The organism is Actinospica acidithermotolerans, from assembly GCF_018139625.1.
GTDB classification, from domain to species: domain Bacteria; phylum Actinomycetota; class Actinomycetes; order Streptomycetales; family Catenulisporaceae; genus Actinospica; species Actinospica acidithermotolerans.
Genome location: NZ_JAGSOH010000101.1, coordinates 1 through 20761, shown reverse-complemented (window position 1 = coordinate 20761; position 20761 = coordinate 1). Strand labels below are relative to the sequence as shown.

18 protein-coding genes are annotated in these 20761 nt (G+C 72.2%); 9 read left to right on the top strand and 9 right to left on the bottom strand.

The features are described from left to right. Positions 1-142 precede the first annotated feature (142 nt). Both KDK95_RS26170 and KDK95_RS26165 read right to left on the bottom strand, forming a co-directional pair. Positions 143-499, bottom strand: a complete 357-nt coding sequence (locus KDK95_RS26170; protein WP_212520954.1) for a response regulator transcription factor — start codon at positions 497-499, stop codon at positions 143-145. Between the two features lie 159 nt (positions 500-658). Next, positions 659-1858, bottom strand: a complete 1200-nt coding sequence (locus tag KDK95_RS26165; protein ID WP_212520953.1) for an IS701 family transposase — start codon at positions 1856-1858, stop codon at positions 659-661. A 305-nt stretch (positions 1859-2163) separates the two neighbouring features. On the opposite strand from KDK95_RS26165, the gene KDK95_RS26160 reads away from it, so the two are divergent. The 4 genes from KDK95_RS26160 to KDK95_RS26145 all read left to right on the top strand — a co-directional run bounded on the left by KDK95_RS26160 (position 2164) and on the right by KDK95_RS26145 (position 5954). Next, complete coding sequence (locus KDK95_RS26160; protein WP_212520952.1) at positions 2164-3162, top strand: 3-oxoacyl-ACP synthase III family protein; 999 nt, start codon at positions 2164-2166, stop codon at positions 3160-3162. Between the two features lie 23 nt (positions 3163-3185). Then, entirely contained in the window at positions 3186-3980 is a 795-nt protein-coding gene (locus tag KDK95_RS26155) for an arylamine N-acetyltransferase family protein (RefSeq protein WP_212520951.1), read from the top strand. A 25-nt stretch (positions 3981-4005) separates the two neighbouring features. Next, complete coding sequence (locus KDK95_RS26150; RefSeq protein WP_212520950.1) at positions 4006-5028, top strand: Gfo/Idh/MocA family protein; 1023 nt, start codon at positions 4006-4008, stop codon at positions 5026-5028. Between the two features lie 71 nt (positions 5029-5099). Beyond that, the gene (locus tag KDK95_RS26145; RefSeq protein ID WP_212520949.1) at positions 5100-5954 is read left to right on the top strand and encodes a bifunctional methylenetetrahydrofolate dehydrogenase/methenyltetrahydrofolate cyclohydrolase; all 855 of its coding nucleotides are present in this window, start codon (positions 5100-5102) and stop codon (positions 5952-5954) included. A gap of 123 nt (positions 5955-6077) precedes the next feature. On the opposite strand, the gene narJ is transcribed toward KDK95_RS26145, so the two are convergent. Next, the gene (narJ, locus tag KDK95_RS26140) at positions 6078-6686 is read right to left on the bottom strand and encodes a nitrate reductase molybdenum cofactor assembly chaperone (RefSeq protein ID WP_212520948.1); all 609 of its coding nucleotides are present in this window, start codon (positions 6684-6686) and stop codon (positions 6078-6080) included. 311 nt (positions 6687-6997) lie between these two features. After that, positions 6998-7750, bottom strand: coding sequence for a DeoR/GlpR family DNA-binding transcription regulator (locus KDK95_RS26135; RefSeq protein ID WP_212520947.1), 753 nt, complete (start codon positions 7748-7750; stop codon positions 6998-7000). Positions 7751-7848: 98 nt separating this feature from the next. On the opposite strand from KDK95_RS26135, the gene KDK95_RS36230 reads away from it, so the two are divergent. Next, positions 7849-8904 carry a PfkB family carbohydrate kinase gene (locus KDK95_RS36230; protein ID WP_212520946.1) on the top strand — a complete coding sequence of 352 codons (1056 nt, stop codon included), beginning with the start codon at positions 7849-7851 and terminating at the stop codon, positions 8902-8904. A 115-nt stretch (positions 8905-9019) separates the two neighbouring features. Here KDK95_RS36230 and KDK95_RS26125 read toward each other — a convergent pair whose 3' ends face one another. Continuing rightward, the gene (locus KDK95_RS26125) at positions 9020-10360 is read right to left on the bottom strand and encodes a 6-phospho-beta-glucosidase (RefSeq protein WP_212520945.1); all 1341 of its coding nucleotides are present in this window, start codon (positions 10358-10360) and stop codon (positions 9020-9022) included. Positions 10361-10465: 105 nt separating this feature from the next. Then, on the bottom strand, positions 10466-12049 hold the full coding sequence (locus tag KDK95_RS26120; RefSeq protein ID WP_212520944.1) for an ATP-binding cassette domain-containing protein: 1584 nt from the start codon (positions 12047-12049) through the stop codon (positions 10466-10468). Positions 12050-12141: 92 nt separating this feature from the next. On the opposite strand from KDK95_RS26120, the gene KDK95_RS26115 reads away from it, so the two are divergent. Then, on the top strand, positions 12142-13581 hold the full coding sequence (locus KDK95_RS26115) for an aminotransferase class V-fold PLP-dependent enzyme (RefSeq protein ID WP_212520943.1): 1440 nt from the start codon (positions 12142-12144) through the stop codon (positions 13579-13581). 27 nt (positions 13582-13608) lie between these two features. After that, complete coding sequence (locus KDK95_RS26110) at positions 13609-14388, top strand: class I SAM-dependent methyltransferase (protein WP_212520942.1); 780 nt, start codon at positions 13609-13611, stop codon at positions 14386-14388. A gap of 20 nt (positions 14389-14408) precedes the next feature. Here the strand turns inward: KDK95_RS26110 and KDK95_RS26105 are convergent, their stop codons facing one another. The 3 genes from KDK95_RS26105 to KDK95_RS26095 are packed head-to-tail and all read right to left on the bottom strand — an operon-like array spanning position 14409 to position 17091. Continuing rightward, positions 14409-15473, bottom strand: a complete 1065-nt coding sequence (locus KDK95_RS26105; RefSeq protein WP_212520941.1) for an ABC transporter substrate-binding protein — start codon at positions 15471-15473, stop codon at positions 14409-14411. An 18-nt stretch (positions 15474-15491) separates the two neighbouring features. Beyond that, on the bottom strand, positions 15492-16298 hold the full coding sequence (locus KDK95_RS26100) for an ABC transporter permease (protein WP_212520940.1): 807 nt from the start codon (positions 16296-16298) through the stop codon (positions 15492-15494). 1 nt (position 16299) lies between these two features. After that, positions 16300-17091: an ABC transporter ATP-binding protein gene (locus tag KDK95_RS26095; RefSeq protein WP_212520939.1), complete on the bottom strand. Its 792-nt coding sequence runs from the start codon at positions 17089-17091 to the stop codon at positions 16300-16302. Between the two features lie 158 nt (positions 17092-17249). Between KDK95_RS26095 and KDK95_RS26090 the strand changes: the two genes are divergently transcribed. Continuing rightward, positions 17250-18302, top strand: coding sequence for a transposase domain-containing protein (locus KDK95_RS26090; protein ID WP_212520938.1), 1053 nt, complete (start codon positions 17250-17252; stop codon positions 18300-18302). Positions 18303-18388: 86 nt separating this feature from the next. Continuing rightward, positions 18389-20761: sensor histidine kinase (locus KDK95_RS26085; RefSeq protein ID WP_212520937.1), on the top strand; the 2373-nt coding region annotated here is incomplete at its 3' end.

Here is a 20761-nt window from a genome sequence, read left to right as displayed (position 1 = left end):
GGTCAGCGCAGCAGGCCGACGGGGTCGGCGGGCGCTGAGCGCGTGCCGGGGCTGACCGTCCCGGGCCTAGGCGGGGCGCACTGGAGGAAGCGAGCGTTCCGCGGTAGTCGGGGGACAGCGTCGTCCCCCGAGTATCCGCTGGTCAGCGCAGCAGGCCGACGGGGTCGGCGGGCGCTGAGCGCGTGCCGGGGCTGACCGCCCCGACCTCGTACGCGTAGATCACCGCGTGCACGCGGTTGCGCAGCCCCAGCTTCGCGAGCAGGCGCTGCACGTGGGACTTGACGGTGTGCTCGCTGAGCGAGAGCCGCTCCGAGATCTCGGCGTTGCTCAGGCCGCGGGCGATCAGCCGGAGCACCGCGGCCTCGCGCCGGCTCAGCAGGGAGTGCGGGGCATCCAGCGGGCAGCGGCCGGGGTGGTGGTCCCGGTCCCTGGTCTGGTTCTGGTGCCGGTCGCGAGGGGTGGGCTCGGCCGGCGGGGAGCTGTCGGACTGCTGATTCATCGCGCGCCTTTCTGCCCGGGTTTCGCGCCCCGGGCAGCTAAGAAGTTCACTGATCGTATTTCTTAGTCGGCAAGATAGCTAGAATCTAAGAGGAGTCGTCCCGGGGTGTCAAGGTCATCCCGGGGCGCGGCCGCCGTCCGCGCGCCCCCGAACCCCCTCCTACGCCGCGCCCGCCGCCTCCAGCGCGCGCACCGCGTGCGCCGCGGAGGCGAGGGTGATGTGCCGGTGCCAGCCCGCGTACGAGCGGCCGGTGAAGTCGCGCACGCCCACCTCGTCGGCCACCTCGTGCAGGTCCCGATGCACCCGCCCGGGCAGCCGGGTCAGCCGCACCAGCGCAGGCAGTTCGGCGGGGGAGCGGTCCGTGAGCCAGAACTCCTCGCCGCCGCCGTGCCGGTCCCCGGCCACGCTCAGCAGGGAGAGCTCCGCCCGCCCGGCCGTGCGCGCCGCGGGCCGCTCCAGCTCGACCCGGATCGCCGCGGCCATGCCGCCGCGCGCGCCGCCGCCCGCCTCGTGGTTGCGCCAGGCGACCGGCCGCAGCAGCGTGCGCGCCACCTTCGTGATGGCGCGCGCCGCCTCCGGCCGGCTGCTCCAGCGGGAGAGGGCCGCGTCCACCGGGGCCAGCCGCAGCCCGCCGGCCACCCGCGCCAGGAAGGGCACGTCCGCGGCCAGCAGCCGGCGCACCACGGTCGCCGCGTTCATCGCCCGCGCGTCGAGGACCACCGGGCGCTGCGGCAGCCGCCAGTCGCGCGCCGTCTCCACGCACACCTCGGCCGTGCACTCCTCGAGCCCGGCCGCCCCGACCAGGTCCGGGATCAGCGCCCGGCGCCGCGCACCGTCCTCCAGCCAGGGCCCGGACAGCTGCAGCCGCCAGTTCACCGGGCAGCTGTAGTCCTCGGCGGCGGCCCACACGCCGACCGCCTGCTGGGCGTTGAGCACCCGGCCCAGCTCGGGCACGAACCTGCGGTCCACGCCGATCGAGCTGGTGCCGGTCTTCGGGATGATCATCGGCGCGGCGACCCAGGCCGCCGGCGCCGTCGCCTCGTGCAGGTACTCGGCCAGCGCGCGCCGCATCGGCGCCCAGTCCCAGGTGGACGAGCACACGAAGTGGTGCAGCCGCTGCTCGACCTCGGGGCCGCCGAACAGCGCGGCGATGTTCCTGATGGACTTGCGGCCCTGCGCGGCGAGCAGCCCGAGCAGGTAGTCGGTGCCGCGGTTGCGCTGGTCGCTGCGCGGCAGGTGGTCGAACAGCCGTGCGCACAACGCGGTGTACACCGATTCGCGGTCGGCGCCGAAGTGCGCGAGCTCCGCGCCGTCCTGCGCGCCCGGCGCGTCGGCGGACTCGGAGACGGATCTGTGCATGGACTTCCCCCGTCACTCTCGAAGGTGAGGTGAGCTCGACGCCACCGATTGTTTCCGAGCGCTCACGCACCTGCCCAGATCGGCGCCGCACCACATTTCCGCGCGCAATGGTGGACGTCCCGGCAAGATTCCCTCGCAGGTATGAACTTCCACCGCCGGATTAACCCCCCGGCAACGCGGAAATCAGCCGTTCTCCATATCAGAACATTGGTTCATAATTTAACTGACTTCCCGGTAAGGGCGACTTGACACAGTGTCCGCCGCGCCCTCGTCCGGGCCGCGCGGGCCGACTCATAATCGCTGCCATGACAGCCGCCACCACCCCCGCCGTGGGCATTCTGGGCACCGGCGCCTACCTGCCGTCCGACGTGATCACCAACGAGGAGGTCATGGCGAGCGCGGGAGTGACGCAGGAGTGGATCCTGCGCAAGACCGGCATCCGCACCCGCCGCCGCGCCGCCGCCGACGAGGCCACCTCCGACCTCGCGTTCCGGGCCGCCGAGCAGGCCCTCGCCGACGCCGGGCTGCGGCCGGACCAGCTCTCGCTGCTGATCGTCTCGACCATCACCCCCGACGGGCTCGGCCCCTCCACCGCGGCGATCACCGCCGGGCGCCTCGGCTGCCCGCTGCACACCGCCGCCTTCGACGTGAGCGCCGCGTGCAGCGGCTTCCTCTACGCGCTCACCGTCGCCCGCCGCTACCTGGAGGCCGAGGGCGGATACGGCCTGGTGGTCGCGGCCGACGCGTACACCAAGTTCGTCAACCCGGCCGACAAGCGCATCGCCGTGCTCTGGGGCGACGGCGCCGGCGCGGTCGCCCTCGGTCCCGCCGAGCCCGGCACCGGCGTGCTGCGCACCAAGCTGATGAGCGACGGCACGAAGTGGGACCTGGCCGGCGTGCGCGGCGGCCTGACCCGGAACCCGGCCACCCACGCCACCGTGGACGCGGGCCTGCACTACATGCACATGAACGGCCGGGAGATCGCGGAGGTGCTGACCACCACCGTGCCGCCGGAGTGCGCCGCGTTCCTCGCCGAGAGCGGGGTCGCGCCCGAGGACGTCGCGCACCTGATCCCGCATCAGGGCAACGCGAACCTCGTCGCGGGGCTGCCGCCGCTGCTCGGCCTGGAGAAGTCCCGGCTGCACGTGAGCGCCGACCGCTACGGCAACACCGGCTCCGCCTCGATCCCGATCACCCTGCACGAGGCCCGCGCGGACGGCGCGTTCCAGCCCGGCGAACTGCTGCTGCTGGCCGCCTACGGCATCGGCGTCACCCTCGGCTTCGGCCTGCTCCGCTGGTCGTGAAAACCCTGCGAAAGGACAGTTCCATGACGACGATCGACGTCGACGCCTATCTGGAGCGGATCGGGGCGACCCGGCCCGAGCGGCCGGACTACGCGGGCCTGTGCCACCTGACCGAGCGGCACATGATGGCCGTCCCCTTCGAGACCCTCGACTTCACGCTCCGGGAGATCCCGAGCATCAAGGACGAGGACGTCTTCGAGAAGCTGGTCACCCGGCGGCGCGGCGGCGGCTGCGGAGAGCTCAACTCCGGCTTCCGGATGCTGCTCGAGGCCCTCGGCTACCGGGTCACGCTGCTCGGCGGCCGGGTGCTGCACAACGGCAAGGAGTCGTTCAACGGGCTCTACAACGGGCACGCCGTGCTGCGCGTCGAGCTCGACCACAGCTACATCGTCGACGTCGGCTTCCGCTGGTGCCCGCGCAAGCCGCTGCGGCTGGACGCGCGCGGCGTGCAGGCCGACCCGCACGGCGGGTACGAGATCGTCTACACCCCGGACGGCGACATCGAGATGGTCCACGACGGGGTGACCCGCTGGCGCATCGAGATGCACCCGCGCGCCCTGGACGACTTCGCCGCCACCATGTGGTTCTGCGCGACCTTCCCCGGCGTGCCGGGCGCCGGCCAGCTGTGGGCCTCGATCGTCACCGAGCACGGCCGGATCTCCATGTTCAACCGGGTGCTGACCGAGTACGCGAACGGCGAGCGCGTCAGCTCCCGGGTGCTGACCGACGACGCCGAGTTCCTCAAGGTCTTCGAGGACACCTACGGGATCAAGCTCGAGAAGGTGCCCGACCTGCCGGTCAGCACCGAGGGCGTCTGACCACCGACGAGTGAGGAGAACGAAGATGGAGAAGGTCCGCTGGGGAGTGCTGGCCTCCGCGTCGTACGCCGACGTGGCCGTGCTGGCGAACGCGCAGTCCGCCACCACCGAGTTCGTCGCGCTGGCGAACGCGGACGGCGGCCCGTCGCGCGAGCACACCGACGGCTACGGCCTGCCGAAGAACTACGACGGGTACGAGGAGCTGCTGGCCTCGGACGACATCGACGCGGTCTTCATCGCGCTGACGCCCGACAAGCACGCCGAATGGGCCGTCAAGGCGCTCGAGGCCGGCAAGCACGTGCTGGTCGAGAAGCCGCTCGCGCTGACCGCCGCCGACGCGAACCGCGTTTTCGACGCCGCCGAGTCAGCGGGCAAGCTGGCCGCCGAGGCGCTGCTCTACCAGTACCACCCGCGCACGCAGCTGCTGCGCGACCTCGTCGACGAGGGCCGCATCGGAAAGCTGCAGTACATCTACTCCGGCTGCACCGCGACCGTCCCGCCCGGCTTCTACCGCAGGGACAAGGCCACCGGCGGCGGCGCGCTGCTCGACCTCGGGGTCTTCCCGCTGAGCGCGGTGCTGATGTTCGCCGGCGCCCCCGAGCGCGTCTACGCCGAGCAGGTGCTCGGCGCGGGCGGCGAGGACGTCAGCTTCGCGGCCACGCTCCGGCTGGCCGACGGGGTGCTCGCCCAGTTCGAGGCGGGCCAGGAGGTGGCCCGCGGCGACGACCTGCAGATCGTCGGCACCAAGGGCCGGCTGATCGTCAAGGACCCGTGGTTCCACCGGCCCGAGACGGTCGAGCTCAGCCTGCAGGGCCCGCCCCCGCACGGCGAGCCGCAGAGCGAGCAGATCCCGGTGGATCCGGACGGCAAGCTCGGCGCGAACCTGCCGTACGCCGTCGCCCGCTACCCCTTCGACGCCTTCTCCGCCGCCGTGGCCGGCGGCGGCACGCTGCCGTTCGGCCGGGTGGACGCGGTGCGGCAGGCTCAGGTCATCGAGGCGCTGTTCGCGTCCGCGGCGCGTGCCGAGGCCGTCACGCTCGCCCGCTGAAACCTGAGTTTGCGGCGGCCGCCGCGGCGCCGGGTTCGGGACGGTCGCGGTCTCATGGGATCATCGTCTGTATGAAGACCGCGACACTCCTGGACGGCAAGGCCGCGGCGGCCGAGATCAAGCGCGAGCTCGCCGTGCGCGTCGAAGCGCTCAAGGCCGCGGGCGTCGAGCCCGGCCTCGGCACGATCCTGGTCGGCGACGATCCCGGCAGCCGCTCCTACATCGCGGGCAAGCACCGCGACTGCCAGCAGGTCGGCATCGCCTCGATCCGCATCGAGCTGCCCGCCGACGCCTCCCAGGCCGACGTCGAGGCCGCGGTGCTGCGGCTGAACGCGGACCCGGCGTGCACCGGCTTCATCGTGCAGCTCCCGCTGCCCCCGCACATCGACATGCACGCGGTACTCGACCTGGTCGACCCGGTCAAGGACGCCGACGGCCTGCACCCGACGAACCTCGGCCGCCTCGTGCTGGTCGCGGACGCGCCGCTGCCCTGCACCCCGCGCGGCATCATCGACCTGCTGCGCCGCAACGACGTGCCGATCACCGGCCGCCAGTTCTGCGTGATCGGCTGCGGCATCACCGTCGGCCGCCCGCTGAGCCTGATGCTGACCCGCCCCTCCGAGCACGCCACCGTGACCCTGTGCCACGAGGCCACCCAGGACGTCGCGGCGCACGCCCGCGTCGCCGACGTGGTGGTCGCCGCCGCGGGCGTCGCGCACCTGGTCAGGCCGGACTGGATCAAGCCCGGCGCCACGGTCCTGTCGGTCGGCCTCACCCGGACGGTCGAGGGCATCCTCGGCGACGTGCACCCGGACGTGGCCGGCGTCGCCGGCGCGATGTCCCCGGCCGTGGGCGGCGTGGGCCCGATGACCCGCGCGATGCTGCTGACCAACATCGTCGAGGCCGCCGAGCGCGCGCTCGGCTGACCGCGCCTGCGGGTCGACGGGTGGACCGCGCCCCCATCGCGAGCATCAGGATTTTGATGCCGACGTGGATGGGATGGGTACGGCGCGATGCCGGCAGGCCGGGGGTCGGCGTGCTGCTGCCCGTCAGGGCCGGGACGTCTCCGCGCTGGAGCTCCCCGGGGTTGTCTCCGGGAGTGTGCGCAGCACGGCTTCGACCAGTTCGGCGGCGTGCCGCGCGTATTCCTCGCGTCCGCCCGCGCGCTCCAGGGACTCGTGCAGCTTCACCAGCGCCCCGCGATACTCGGCGAGCAGCGCGCCGCCGACTTCGCTCGCACGGTCGCCGGCGCAGGAGGCGAAGTCGAGCACGACGGGTAGATGGTCCGGCAGTTCCTCGCCGCCGTACTCGTAGCCGGCCTCACGGTACGCCGTGATGAACTTGACGATCTCCTCGCCGCGGTTCGCGGTGTCACCGGCCCTCCACCGGGTGAGGTGCAGCAACGCGCGATCGCCCTGGTCGAAGGTCTCCACGTAGGCCGAGGCGAGGTCGTACGGGTCCAGCGACGCGGCGTACCCGGTGAACCGGCGGAACGGCTCGGCGGCCGCGTCGTCGAGCTCTTCGACCGCGCGCTCCACGAGTGCGAGCTGGATCGGGAAGCCGATGCCCGGATAGCTCAGGCAGATCGACGCGGCCTTGCGGATCAGCGCCACGCTCCGTGCGTCGGCCTGCCTGCGGGCTCTCACAGCGAGTCTCACCGCTCCTCCTCCACCGACGTATCTGTGGTCGCCTCGGGCCCCCGCCCAGGCGGGGACGAGCCCTCCGCCCGGCTCCTCTCCGACGCTCGCCTCTGGCCACTGTGGCCCATGGACGGCGCGATCACCCCGACACGCGGCCCGGATGAGTCGTCGATGCCGGACAAACACCCGTTCGGCGCATCACCGAACGCGCGAGTCGTCCAATCTCCATACGTTCGTCGATGGGCCGTTCAGCAGAGCTCCCGGCGCGGCGCGTCCCGGCCCGGGTCGCCGAGCAGGCGGACTCAGGCCCCTGCGACTCTGAGGCCCCGTCAGGCTTGGACGATCGTCACGCCGGCCTCGGTCAGCGAGGCGCTCGTGCGCGCGTCGACCGGGGCGTCGGTCACGACCGTGTCCAGCGCCTCCGGTCCGCACACCGTCGCGACGCCGGTTCCCGGGAACTTGGCCGCGTCGGCGAGCAGGACGACGCGGTCGCTGGCGGCGATCATCGCGCGCTTGACCGGCACCTCGACGACGGTGGTGTCCATCACCCGGCCGTCCGGCCGCACGCCGCTGGTGCCGAGGAACAGGTGGTCGGCGTGGATCTGGCGCAGGTTGTCCTCGGTCAGGAAGCCGACCAGCGAGCGGTACTCGCGGCGCAGCATGCCGCCGAGGAGCACGAGCTCGATGCCCGCGTCCTCGGCCAACTCCTCGTACACGGCCATGTTGCTGGTGATGACGGTCAGCTTCCGGCCGTGCAGGCGCCGGGCCAGCCGGTGCGCGGTCGTGCCGATGTCGAGCAGCACCGTCTCGCCGTCCTTGACGAGCGACGCCGCGCGCTCGGCGACCGCGTCCTTCTCGCCGACGCGCTCGGTGGCCACGTCCGAGAACCGGTCGTCGTGGTCCGCGATCGGCGCCGCGCCGCCGTAGACCCGCGTCAGCAGGCCCTCCTCGTCCAGCCTGAGCAGGTCGCGGCGGACGGTGGCCGGGCTCACGCCGAGCCGGTCCGCGAGCACGACGATGGTCGACGGGCCGTCCTCGCGCAGCGCGCGCAGGATCAGCTGGTGCCGGCGTTCGGGAAGCATGGGCGGACACTACCTTTCAATCCTGAGCAGAATCCTACTCAGACGTGATCGGCTCTTGCTAGGATTTGCTCGACCGCAGCTCGCGAAGGGAGACCAGCGTGGAGCGTCCCGCGCCCCCGGACCCGCCGGCGCCGTTCGACGTCTTCCTCGCCGGGGTGCTGTTCTTCGACATCGTCTTCACCGGGTTCGACCGGCTCCCGCAGCCCGGCGCCGAGGTGTGGACGCGCGGCATGGGCTCCGGACCCGGCGGGATCGCCAACTTCGCCGTGGCGCTCAGCCGGCTCGGTCTGCGCACGTCGCTGGCCGCGGCGTTCGGCGACGACGCGTACGGCGCCTACTGCTGGCAGGTGCTCCAGGAGCAGGAGGGCGTGGACCTGTCGCACTCCCGGCTGTTCACCGGCTGGCACTCGCCGGTGACCGTCTCGCTCGCCTACGACCACGACCGCGCGATGGTCACCCACGGCCACGAGCCGCCGCTCAGCGCCGACGAGATGATCCGCACCCCGCCGCCCAGCCGCGTCACTGTCGCCCACCTCGGCCCGCACCGGCAGGAGTGGCTCTCCCGCGCGCACGCGCAGGGGACGATGATCTTCGCCGACGCCGGCTGGGACGAGGCGGACCGTTCACCCGGCGCGATCCTCGAGCAGCTGCCGATGTGCCACGCCTTCCTGCCCAACGCCGCCGAGGCGATGGCCTACACCGGGACCGACAGCGCCGAGGCGGCGCTGTCGAAGCTCGGCGACCTGGTCCCGGTCGCGGTGATCACGCGCGGCGGCGAGGGTGTCATCGCGGCGGACGCGACCACCGGCGAGAGCGCGTCCGTCCCCGGCCTCGTCGCCGAGGTGCTGGACGCGACCGGCGCGGGCGACGTGTTCGGCGCCGGATTCGTCGCCGCGACCCTCGCCGGCTGGCCGCTCGTCGACCGGCTGCGCTTCGCCAACCTCGGCGCCGCCCTCGCCGTCCAGCAGTTCGGCGGCGCCCTCGCCGCACCCGGCTGGGCCGGCGTCGCCCGCTGGTGGAAGGAACTCCAGGAGGACGACGGCCTCGACGCGGCCGCGCTGCGTGCCGACTACGCGTTCCTCGACGGCGTGATCCCGCAGGATGTCGCCGCCGAGGGCCGCCACGCCTCCGCGACGCTCGACGTCATGCGCTGACCGCTGGTCGATCGCGCTAGCGGAGGTAGGCAGGGTCGCCACGCCACGCCACGCCACCGCCACTGCCACGCCATCGCGATCCTCGACGTCCTGCGCTGACCGCCGGTCGATCGCGCTAGCGGAGGTAGGCCAGGTCCGGTATGCGCTCCTGGTAGCGGGCGAACAGGCGGCGTGCGACGGTCACCGAGTCGATGAGGGGGTGGGTGGCCAGGGCGCGTACGGCCAGCGCCCGCGATCCGCTTGCCGCGGCGGCGATGACGTCGCGCTCGACGGCCTTCACCGCGCAGACGAGGCCCGCCGCGTGGCCGGTCAGCGGGTCGGCGGCGAGCGGACGCGGGCCGTCGGCGTCGACGTGGCAGGGGACCTCGACGACGGCGTCCGCGTCCAGCAGGCTCAGCACGCCGCCGTTGCGCACGTTGAGGATCAGGGTCGTGCGTTCGTCCCGCGAGATCGCGCGCATCAGGCTCAGCGCGACCTGCTCGTAGCCGCCGGACTGAAGATCGCACGAATCGCGCTCGCCCGCGTCCACGGCCTCGCGGTTCTCGGCCATGTACGTCTCCTCACGCTCCAGCCGCGTGCGATCCCAGGCGGCGAAGGCGGCCGCGTGCGGGTCGGCGACCTGCTCGTAGAAGCGGCGCTGCTGGTCGAGCAGGAAGGCCCCGCGGGTCTTCTCGGCATCGCGCGCGGCGCTGACCGTCTCGCGGTTGAAGTAGTAGTAGTGCAGGTACTCGTTCGGGACGGTGCCGAGGCTGCGCAGCCAGTCCGCGCCGAAAAGCCGGCCCTCCTCGAACGAGGTGAGCGCCTTCTCGTCCTCGAACAGCCGCGGCAGCTGGTCCCGGCCGCCGATCCGCAGCCCGCGCAGCCAGCCGAGGTGGTTGAGGCCCACGTAGTCGAGTCGCGCCTCGGCCGGGTCCACGCCGAGCGCTTCGGCCACGCGGCGGCCGAGACCGACCGGGGAGTCGCAGATCCCGATGACGCGGTTTCCCAGCCGTGCCGCCATCGCCTCGGTGACCATCCCGGCCGGGTTGGTGAAGTTGATGACCCACGCCTGCGGCGCGAGCTCGGCGATGCGCTGCGCGATCCGCGTCATCACGGGGATGGTGCGCAGGCCGTACGAGATCCCGCCCGCGCCGACGGTCTCCTGGCCGAGCACGCCCTCGTCCAGCGCGACCTGCTCGTCCGCCACCCGGCCTTCGAGCCCGTGCACGCGGATCGCGCTGAAGACGAAGTCCGCCCCCGCCAGCGCGGCGTCCAGATCGGTCGTCGCCGTGACCTCGGGGGCGTCCGGGACATCCGCCGCCTGCTCCGCGAGAACCCGCGTGATCGCCGAGAGCCGGCCCGCGTCCAGGTCGTAGAGGGTCACCTGCGTGACGCGGCCCTTGGCGCGGTCGCCGAGAAGCGCGCGGTAGACCAGTGGAACCCGGAAGCCGCCGCCGCCCAAGATGGTGAGTCTCATGGGCGCACCATACTCTTCAAACCTGTTCACGGCATCGGCGCTTCTCCGCGATTTCTCGTCAAACTCATGCATCGCGGCAGACGCCGGCCCGAGGACGTCCGTTCTTCAGCGTCGGCGGCACTTGCGGGCGAGCACGGCCCACGCGCCGGCGAGGAACAGCAGCGCGTAGCCGCCGAGCCAGGCCCAGCCCGCCGTCGCCGAACCGGTGAACGTGCCGCCGTACGAGGCGAGCAGCGGCGGGCCGAGGGGAGAGGAGCCGTGCGCCCAGAGCCCGTCGAGGCCGATGCCGCGGCCCAGGGCCTCGTACGCCCAGCGGTTGGTCATCGCCCAGCTGATCGCGGAGCCGACGGCGCCCATCTGCGGCACGGGGACGAACGCGCCGGAGAACAGCACCTGCGGGAAGCACAGCAGGGGCAGCATCAGCGTGGCCTGGCTCGGGTCGGACACGGCCGCGGAGGCGAGCAGGCCGAGCGTCAGCGCGGCGGCCGACGCGAGCACCGCCGTCAGCAACAGCGATCCGTAGACGCTCAGCGTCGCGGCCGGCAGCCGATCCGTCGCCCGCAGCACGGCCAGCAGCAGCGCGTCGGCATCGGCGAGAACCGGGAGCAGGAGCGTGAACTTCGAGGCCAGATAGGGGCCGAGGCGCAGCACGGTACGCCGCTCCCGGCGCACGATCGCCAGTTCGGTGCAGATCTGCAGCAGTCCGTAAGTCAGTCCGAAAAAGAACGCGCCGAACGCGATCCAGAACATGATCATCGCCGAACTGCCCGGATTGTCGTTCGCCGGATCGAAGGCGTGCGGCCGGAAGAGCATCGCGAACATCGCCGCGATCATGATCGGCGAGCCGAGGACGACCGCCGCGGACAGCCGGTTCCGGGTCAGGATCGCGGCGGAGCGCCGGGTCAGCAGCCACCACTGCCGCACGGCGCCCGGCGCGGCGGACGCCGGCGCCGCGGGGCCGGCGTCGACCGCGGTCGCGGGAGGCAGGGCGGGCGCGGCCGGGACGTCCTCGGGGTCGATGCCGTAGACCTCCTCGATGCTCGCGACGCCGAACGACGCGGCGAGTTCCGCGGGCTCTCCCCGGTACAGCAGCCGGCCGGCCGCCAGGAACGCGACCGCGTCGGCGTGCGCGAGGTCGGCCGGATTGTGCGTGGTCAGCACGACGGTCGTACCGCCGCGCGCCAGCCCGCGCAGCAGCGCCATCAGCCGGGCGCCCGCAGCGGGATCGAGCCCCGAGGTCGGCTCGTCGAGGAAGAGCGCGCGCGGCCGCGTCAGCAGTTCGACGGCGATGCTCGCCCGCTTGCGTTCGCCGCCGGAGAGCGAGCCGACCCGCCGGCCGGCCGTCGCCGCCAGGCCGAGCGCGTCGAGAACCCGGGTCACGGCCGCCGAGACCTCGCCGGCCGAGGATCGTGCCGGAAGTCTCAGCCGTGCCGCGTATATCAGGGTCCTGGACAGGGAAAGATCCAGGTGGACGATGTCGTCCTGCGGAACGAAGCCGATGCTTCCCGCGGGGTGCCCGGCCGCCAGTTCGCCCAGCAGGGTGGTCTTGCCCGCCCCGCTCGGACCGGCGATCGCCAGCACCGCGCCCGCCGGGACGTCGACGTCCACGCCGTGCAGTATCCGCGCCCCTCCGCCGGCCCGTCGCGCGGCCAGACCGCGCGCCTCGATCCGCAGGCCTCCTGCGCCCATGCCGGCGCCACCTCCACCTTTCGTACCCTGACAAACCACCTCACACTGTAATCACCGGGCGGTTCCGCGTGAAGATCGGCGGGAGCACGCGTATGAGCAGGAACACGGAGAACACGACAGGCCACGGACACGGACATGCGAACCCTGAGCGCTTCGCACGGCTGCGCGCCGAGCAGTACGCGTACCTCGACGATCAGGGCCACATCTACCTCGACTACACCGGCGCCGGGCTGCCCGCGCGCTCCCAGCTCACCGCGCACGCGGAGCGGATCATCGCGGGCTGCTACGGGAATCCGCACTCGGAGAACCCCACCTCCACGGCGTCCACCGAGCTCGTCGAGCGCACCCGCGCGCGGATCCTCGGGCACCTCTCCGCGGACCCGGCCGAGTACGCGGTCGTGTTCACCCAGAACGCGACCGGCGCCTGCCGCCTGGTCGGCGAGGCCTTCCCGTTCCGCCGCGGCGGCCGCCTCGTGCTGCCGCTGGACAACCACAACTCGGTCAACGGGCTGCGCGAGTTCGCCAGGGCCGGCGGCGCCGACGTCGTCTACGTGCCCTTCGACAGCCCCGATCTGCGGATCGGCGCCGACGTGCTCGCCGCCACGCTGGCCGGCCGGCGTCCGGGACGCGCCGGGCTGCTCGCGTATCCGGCGCAGAGCAACTTCACCGGCGTGCGCCACTCGCTCGACTGGATCGACCAGGCGCACGAGCTGGGCTACGCGGTCCTGCTCGACGCCGCCGCGTTCCTCCCCACGGCGGCGCTCGACCTGAGCCGGGCCAAGCCCGACTTCGTCACCGCCAGCTGGTACAAGGTCTTCGGCTACCCGACCGGCGTCGGCTGCCTCGTCGCGCGCCGCGAAGCGCTCGCCCGGCTGCGCCGGCCCTGGTTCTCCGGCGGCACGATCCACGTGGTCAGCGCGCAGGGCGGCTGGCACCGGATGGCCGAGGACGAATCCGCCTTCGAGGACGGCACGCTCAACTTCCTGTCCATCCCCGATGTCGCCGCCGGCCTCGCCCATCTCGACGACGTGGGCCTTTCCGCCGTGGCCGCGCACGTGACCGAGCTGACCGGCCGCCTGCTCGACGGACTGCGCGGGCTGCGGCACGGCTGCGGCGCTCCGCTGGTCCGCGTCTACGGCCCCGAGGACACCGACCGGCGCGGCGGCACGGTCGCGCTCAACGTGCTCGACCCCGCCGGCAGCGTCGTCGACGAGCGAGCCGTCGGCCGGGACTCCGCCGCCCACCGCATCTCACTGCGCACCGGCTGCTTCTGCAACCCCGGCGCGGGGGAGGAGGCCTTCAAGATCTCGCTGCGGCTGCTGCGCGGATCGGCCGGACGCATGGGCGGCGCGACGCTCGACGACTACCTTGCCGAACTCGGCATGCCCTCCGGCGGCGCGGTCCGCGTCTCCCTGGGCATCGCCTCCTCGCCCGCGGACGTCGACGCGTTCCTGGCTTTCGTCGGGGACGCCTACCGCGACCGCTCCGCCGAGGCCTCGGCCGTTGCTCTGGCGCCCCGGCTCCGCTGTTGAATACGACTTCTGATTACGGTGTCGAGTATGACTTCCGATTCAGTGCGGGCCACCGCCTTCGGTACGGCGGCGGGGAACTACGACAGGTACCGCGTCGGCGTGCCGGACAGCGTCGCCGACCGGCTGCTGCCCACAGGCATCGACGCGGCGCTCGACCTCGGCGCCGGAACCGGGGCGATGACGCGCCGGCTGATCGGCCGCGCGAAGCGGGTGTACGCCGTCGACCCCGACCCGCGGATGCTCGCCGTGCTCGCCGAGAGCTGCCCGGACGTCGAGACCGTCGAGGGGACCGGCGAACGGATTCCGCTGCCCGACGCCTCCGTGGACGCGGTCGTCGTCGCCTCCGCGTGGCACTGGATGGATCCGGACGCCGCGATCCCGGAGATCGCCAGGGTGCTGCGGCCTGCGGGAGACCTGATCATCGTCTGGAACCGCCGGGACCGCACGGTGTCGTGGGTCGCCGACCTCGAGGGCGCGCGGATGCGCATCACCGGCGGCGACGACCTCGTGGAACAGCGCGTCCGGCACTACCTCGACGAGCCGTGGCTGCCGGAGGGCGCCCCTTTCGCCGACATCGTCATCGAGGATCTCCGCTGGCAGGCCGCGATGAGCAAGGAGGACATCGCACGGCTGATGACCACGTACGGCGGCTACATCTCGGCGCCTGAGGAGCGGAAGCCCGAGATGCTCAGGGAGCTGATCGCCTACGTGGAGGCGGACGAGCGCGTCACCCCGGCCGACGGCCGGGACGACGCGCTCGTGGACGTTCCGATGGTCTGCCACGTGTGGCGCGCCACACGCAACTGACCCGGGACCGGGCCCCCGAATCAGTTGCCTGCGGACGCCGCCTGCACGAAGGAGTCGGTGTACGTCAGCGACAGGTCGACGCTGTGGCCTTCGACGTTCGGGTCGAAGGCCGACAGCACCCTGTCCACGCTCTGCGGACCGTCGGCGGGCATCAGGCCGGTCGGGCTGAACATGCCGATCTCGTTGGCGAGCGCCTGCTGGTACGCGGTCTTGCCCGCCGAGCCGAAGTTCGCCGACGGCACCACGGCCACGATCTGCGCCGCCGAGTGCGTCTGGATGTAGTTCAGCGCCTCGACCAGAGCGTTCACCATCTTCTGCACGGTCGCCTTGTTGCTCTGCACGTACGAGGTCTCGAAGGACAGCGCCGTGCCCGGGTACGGTCCGCCGAGCGCCGCCTCGGTGCCGCTGACCGAGCGCATGTCTACGATGATCTTCGCAGCCTTCTTCGCCAGCAGCGACGAGACGGTCGGCTCGGTCGAGACGCCGACGTCCACCTCGTCGTGCTGCATCGCGGCGACGAACGTCGAGCCGGCGCCGATGTTGACCGGGTGCAGCTCGGAGACCTGCACGCCGTTGTGCACGGCCAGGTAGTCGGCGACGAACTGCGTCGAGCTGCCGAGGCCGGTGATGCCGAGCTTCTTTCCGGACTCCTGCGCGGGTGAGGTGATGCTCGAGGCCTCGTCCGTGCGCACCAGCTCGACCATGCCGGGCGCCTGGTTCAGCTGGATGACGGACTCGGTCGAGACGCCCTTGGCCCGCAGGTCGATGTTGTGGTCGTAGAAGCCGATCACGCCGTCGACGTGGTGCGAGAGCATGTCCTGCCAGTTCTGGTTGCCGTTCACGGTGTTCACGATCTTCACCGTGACGCCCTGCTTCGCGAAGTAGCCGAGCTGCTGCGCCAGGACCAGCGACAGGTAGGTCTGGTTCGTCGCGTTCGAGACGGCGATGGTGACGGTCGCGGGGTCCGCGGTCGAGGCTGCGTTCGCCTGCTGCGTCGTGGTGCTTGAGCATCCCGCCGCGGCCAGGGCGGTGGCCGCGAGTAGTGATATCGACAGGTTTCTCACGGTGCGGCGGTGCATGGGCATGGTGGGCTCTCTTCGTGTTCAGGTGGTGGGTGCCGGAGCCGTCCGGCGGCGCGGCTTCCACCGCAGCAGCCGGCGCTCCAAGAGCGTGATCAGGCCCTCCGCGACGGCGGCGAGGGCCGTGGTGACGACGAGCCCCGCGTACACGCCGTCCGGATCGAAGTTCCCCTGCGCCTGCTCGATCAGCAGCCCCAGCCCCTGCGTCGCCCCGAGGATCTCGCCGACCACCGCCCCGGTGACGGCCAGGCCGAACGCCACGCGCAGGCTGGCGATGATCCAGCTGAACGTGGCGGGCAGCACGACGTGCCCCAGCACGGCGCCGCGGCCGGCGCCGAGCACCTTCGCGTTCGCGATCAGGCCGGGGTCCACGTCCCGCGCCCCCTGGAAGGCGTTGAAGAAGACGCTGAAGAACACCAGCACGACGGCCAGCGCGATCTTCGAGCCCATGCCGAGGCCGAACCAGATGATGAACACCGAGCCGAGCACGATGCGGGGCACGGAGTTCAGCGTGCCGATGTAGACGGTGAAGATCCGCGCGAGCACCGGGATCCGGCCGAGCACCGTGCCCAGCAGCACGCCGAGTACCACGCCGATCCCGAACCCGGCCAGAGTCTCCTGCATCGTGACCCAGGCCTGCTGCCAGAGCGGGCCCTGCACCGTGCCGCGGCGGATCCACTCGTACAGCTCGCGGAACGTGCCGGAGGGCGAACCGAAGAAGAACACGCTGATGCTCTTGGTGTCCACCGCGACCTGCCAGGCGCCGAGCAGCGCGACCAGGATCGCGATCTGGACGGCGGGCACCGCGGAGCGACGAAGCAGGGTACGCATGTCAGCTCGCAGTCGTCGCTCGGGTGTACGCGGTCCGTACTTCGTCGCCGAGGCTGGACCAGATCTCCTCGTGCAGCTCGACGAAGCGCGGATGGAAGCGGATCTCGCGCGGCGAGCGCGGCCGGGGCAGGTCCACGGTGAACTCGCGCTTGACCGTGGCCGGGCGCGCGGTCAGCACGACGACGCGGTCCGCGAGGGCGATGGCCTCCTCGAGGTCGTGCGTCACGAACAGCACCGACGCCCCGAGCGCCTCCCACAGCTCCAGCAGCTCGCCGGCCATGATCTGCCTGGTCTGCGCGTCGAGGCCGGAGAAGGGCTCGTCCATCAGCAGGATGCGCGGATCGTTCACGAAGGTCTGCGCCAGCGCGACCCGCTTGCGCATCCCGCCGGACAGCTGGTGCGGGTAGTGCTGCTCGAAGCCGGCCAGACCGACCCGGCGGATCCAGTCCATCGCCCGGGCGTTCGCCTCCGCCCGGCTTGCACCCCGGAACCGCGGCCCCGCGGCGACGTTGCCGAGCACGGTCTTCCACGGGAAGACGTTGTCCTGCTGGAAGACGAGGCCGGTGCGCGGATCGGTGCCGGCCAGCTCGGCGCCGTCGGCCAGGATCGTTCCCGCGCTCGGCCGCTCCAGGCCGGCGACCATCGACAGCACGGTCGACTTGCCGCAGCCGGTCGGGCCGATCAGCGCGCAGAACTCGCCGGGCTTCACCTCGAGGTCGAAGTCCTCGACGACCGTGCGGGCGCCCGCGGCGGGATCGGAGAACCGCTTCGTCAGGGAACGCAGCTCGAGCAAATGCGCCTCCCGTCGTGAACTGAATACCCGATCCCCGCCGTTACGAGTGATGAGAATGCCATCCCCGCCTCGGAGGCAACAAGAGTGTTCGAAGGTGGGCTGCTAACTTAGGGTTCTTTGTTGATGACCGTTCATTCCCGGTGCCCTACAGTACGGCCATGCGGTCGGGAGACCGGATGACCCACCATCCGGATACGGGGCTCTCGCAGCGCGTCGCCCTGGGTGTGCTGCTGCGATCGTTTCCGCCTGCCCTCGTGGACGCGGTGCTGGACGAAGCCGATCGCCGGGAGCGGCGCCAGCGGCTGCTGCCCGCCCGGCTGATGGTGTATTTCACGCTCGGAATGTGGATCTTCAAGACGCTTTCCTACGAGCAGATCCTCGCGGAACTCCTCGGCACGGTGCCCGGCCTGGCCGTCGCGAACGGCGCGGAGGAGCCGGCGACCGCGGCGGCGATCGGCCGGGCGCGCCGGCGGCTCGGCGTCGAGCCGCTGCGGCTGCTGTTCGAGCGGGCGTCCGGGGCGGCCGCCGGCCCGGACGCCGAGCGCTACCGCGGGCTGCGTCCGGTCTGGCTGCGCCGGCTGGACGTGAGCACGCCGGCGAGCCCGGCCAACCTCGCGGCCTTCGGCCTCGGCGCCCACGCCTCGATGAACCTGCTGATCGAGCACGGCACCGGCCGCGTCCTGGCCGCGGACATCGCCGCGGCGGGCGGTTCGCCGGAGCGGGTGCTCGAGCAGGTCCCGCTCGGGGACGTGCTGCTGATCGTCGACGAGCGTCCGCTGTGCGCGCGGCTGTGGACGGCCGCCGAACGGCTCGGCGCCGAGCAGCTCTGGCCGCTGGCCGTGGCGCCGGCGGCCGCCGCGACCCGGCTCCCCGACGGCTCCGCGCTCGGCAAGGTGACGGCGGACGACGGCTCGGAGCTCGTCGCGCGGGTCTTCGCCCGGCCCGGCGGCGACGGCCCGGCCCGGCTGGCCGCCTCGATCCTCGACCACCGCCTCGCCCCGGCCACCGAGCTCGCCGGGCTGTACGCGGCGCGCGCCGGCGCCGACATCGACGCCGCCGGGGTGTACCGGGACGGGGATTTCCTCGAACCGAGATCAAAGGACCCTGAAATGGTCAGGCAGGAGCTTTATGCAATGCTCTGCGTTCACCACGCGATCGGTGATCTCATCACCCCGATTCCGCCGTCTCCCCGACGTATCCACGGCGGCTAAGTCAGTGGCACGCGCTCTTGGCCGCTGAAGTTCCCCTGTGCTCAAATACCGGTTACCCACACCGGCCGAAAAACTTGCGAGGATCCGTGCCCGAGTCAGGCACCGCGGCCACGCGGCGGCGATGGAGGCTGCGCGATCTGCGGCTGCGCGCGAGGCTGATCCTGCTCGTGCTGGTCCCGCTGATCGCCGGCATCGCCCTCGCCTCCGGCCGGGTGATCAGCGAGAACGCCACGATCCACGCCGATGACGACCTCGGCGGCCAGGCCCACGTCGCGCTCAACATGGCAGGGCTCGTCTACGCCGTCGAGGACGAGCGCGACGCGGTCGAGGTCTATCTCACCGACGGCGAGCGCGGTTCCGACATGACCGCGCTCGCGAAGGCCGAGGCGGCCACCCAGAACCGGATCGCCGAGTTCGACACGGCCGTCCAGCACACCGACGCGCCCTCGCTCGCCACGCTGCCCGCCGCCGCCCAGACGCTGATGCAGCGCGCCGTGGCCCGGCTCGGCGACCTGCCGACCCTGCGCACGTCGGTCACCAGCCTCGGCGCCGGACGCCCGATCTACCAGGCGTACACGACCATCATCGACAACCTGCTGAACTTCAGCGACCAGCTCGCCACGGACACTACCGACCACGCGCTCGCCTCGTACGTCAGCGCCCTGGCGATGGTCGAGCAGGCCGGCGAGCAGACCTCGCAGGAGCGCGGCTACCTGGTCGGCATCCTCGGCGGCGGGGGCCAGACCCTCGCGCAGGAGGAGGACCTGGTCCAGGCGCAGGCGCAGTACGACAGCACCCTGGCTGACATCGACGCCCGGGCCCCCGCGGAGATCACCGACGTCTATCAGGCGGACGTCGGCGGAAACGCCACCGGCGCCGCGGACAGCACCGTGCAGCAGACCATCGACGCCGCGCTGCAGGACTTCCCGGTCAGCCAGATCGGCGTCACCGACTCCGCCGCGTACGCCGAGACCACCACCAAGGTCGGCCAGATCCGCGCCATCGAGTCCGTCGTCGGCCAGAACATCATGGCCCGCACATCCGCACTGCTCACCTCGGCTCGCGACGACATGTACCTCAACGTCGGCATCATCGTCGCCGTACTGCTGCTCGCCTTCCTCGCCACGGTCGTCATCGCGCGCTCCATCAGCCGCCCGCTGCAGGTGCTGCGCACGTCCGCGCTGGACATCGCCGACGTGCGGCTACCCGCCGTCATCGAGCGGCTGCGCGGCTCGACAGACGCCGCGGAGCCGACCGCCGTGCAGCCCATCGCGATCGACAGTCGCGACGAGGTCGGCTCGGTGGCCCGCGCTTTCGACGAGGTGCACCACTCCGCCGTGCGTCTGGCCACCGAGCAGGCGCTGCTGCGGGCCAGCGTCAACGCCGTCTTCACGAACCTCTCGCGGCGCAGCCAGACCCTCGTCGAGCGGCAGCTCGCGCTGATCGACGACCTGGAGAGCGGCGAGCGCGAGCCCGGCCGGCTCGCCCACCTGTTCCGGCTCGACCACCTGGCCACCCGGATGCGGCGCAACAACGAGAACCTGCTGGTACTCGCCGGGGAGGAGTCGGCGCGCCGGTGGACCGAGGCGGTGCGCCTGGTGGACGTGGCCCGTGCCGCCGCCGCCGAGGTCGAGCACTATGAGCGGATCATCCTCGGCGAGGTGCCGCGCGTCGGCATCGTCGGCCAGGCCGCCCCCGACATCGCGCACCTCGTCGCCGAGCTGCTGGAGAACGCCACCGCCTTCTCCGCCCCGCGCACCAAGGTCTGGATCGCCGCGCGCCGCGACGACGAGGGCGGCGTCGTGCTGCGCATCGAGGACGCGGGCATCGGCATGAAGCCCGCCGAGATCGAGGAGGCGAACGAGCGGATCGCCAACCCGCCGGTCGTCGACGTCTCCGTCGCCCGCCGGATGGGCCTCTACGTCGTCGGCCGCCTCGCCGCCCGGTACGGCGTCGCCGTGCGGCTGGCCGAGTCGCAGGCCGGGGGCGTGGCGGCCTCCATCCGCCTGCCGTCGCACCTGCTCACCGACGCGCTCGGCGAGTCGCTGACCGGCCGCAGCCAGGTGGACGACGAGTTCTACGCGCTCTCCCGGCAGTTCGCCCGCGCGGCGAATCAGGGCTCGGGCATCATCGGCGACCTGGCCGCGCTGCCCGACCCCGAGCCGTCGCCGGAGGGGGCCGTCTGGTTTCAACCCTCGGAGGATCGCAAGTCCGAGCGGCGGCCGGAGCCGGGACCGCCGGTGTCGCAGGTGTCGCAGGTGCCGCAGGTACCCCAGGCCTATGCGCAGCCGAATCCCGAGGCTCGGCCGCCGGGGCACGCGCCGGGGCAGTCGCCTGCTCAGGAGCCGGAGCTTTGGCCGACACACGCCCAGGTCCCGCAGCCGGTGCCGCCGCAGCCCTCACGCCGGCCGCGCACCCCGCTCCCGCAGCGGCACCGGCTGCGGGACCTGGGCGTGTGT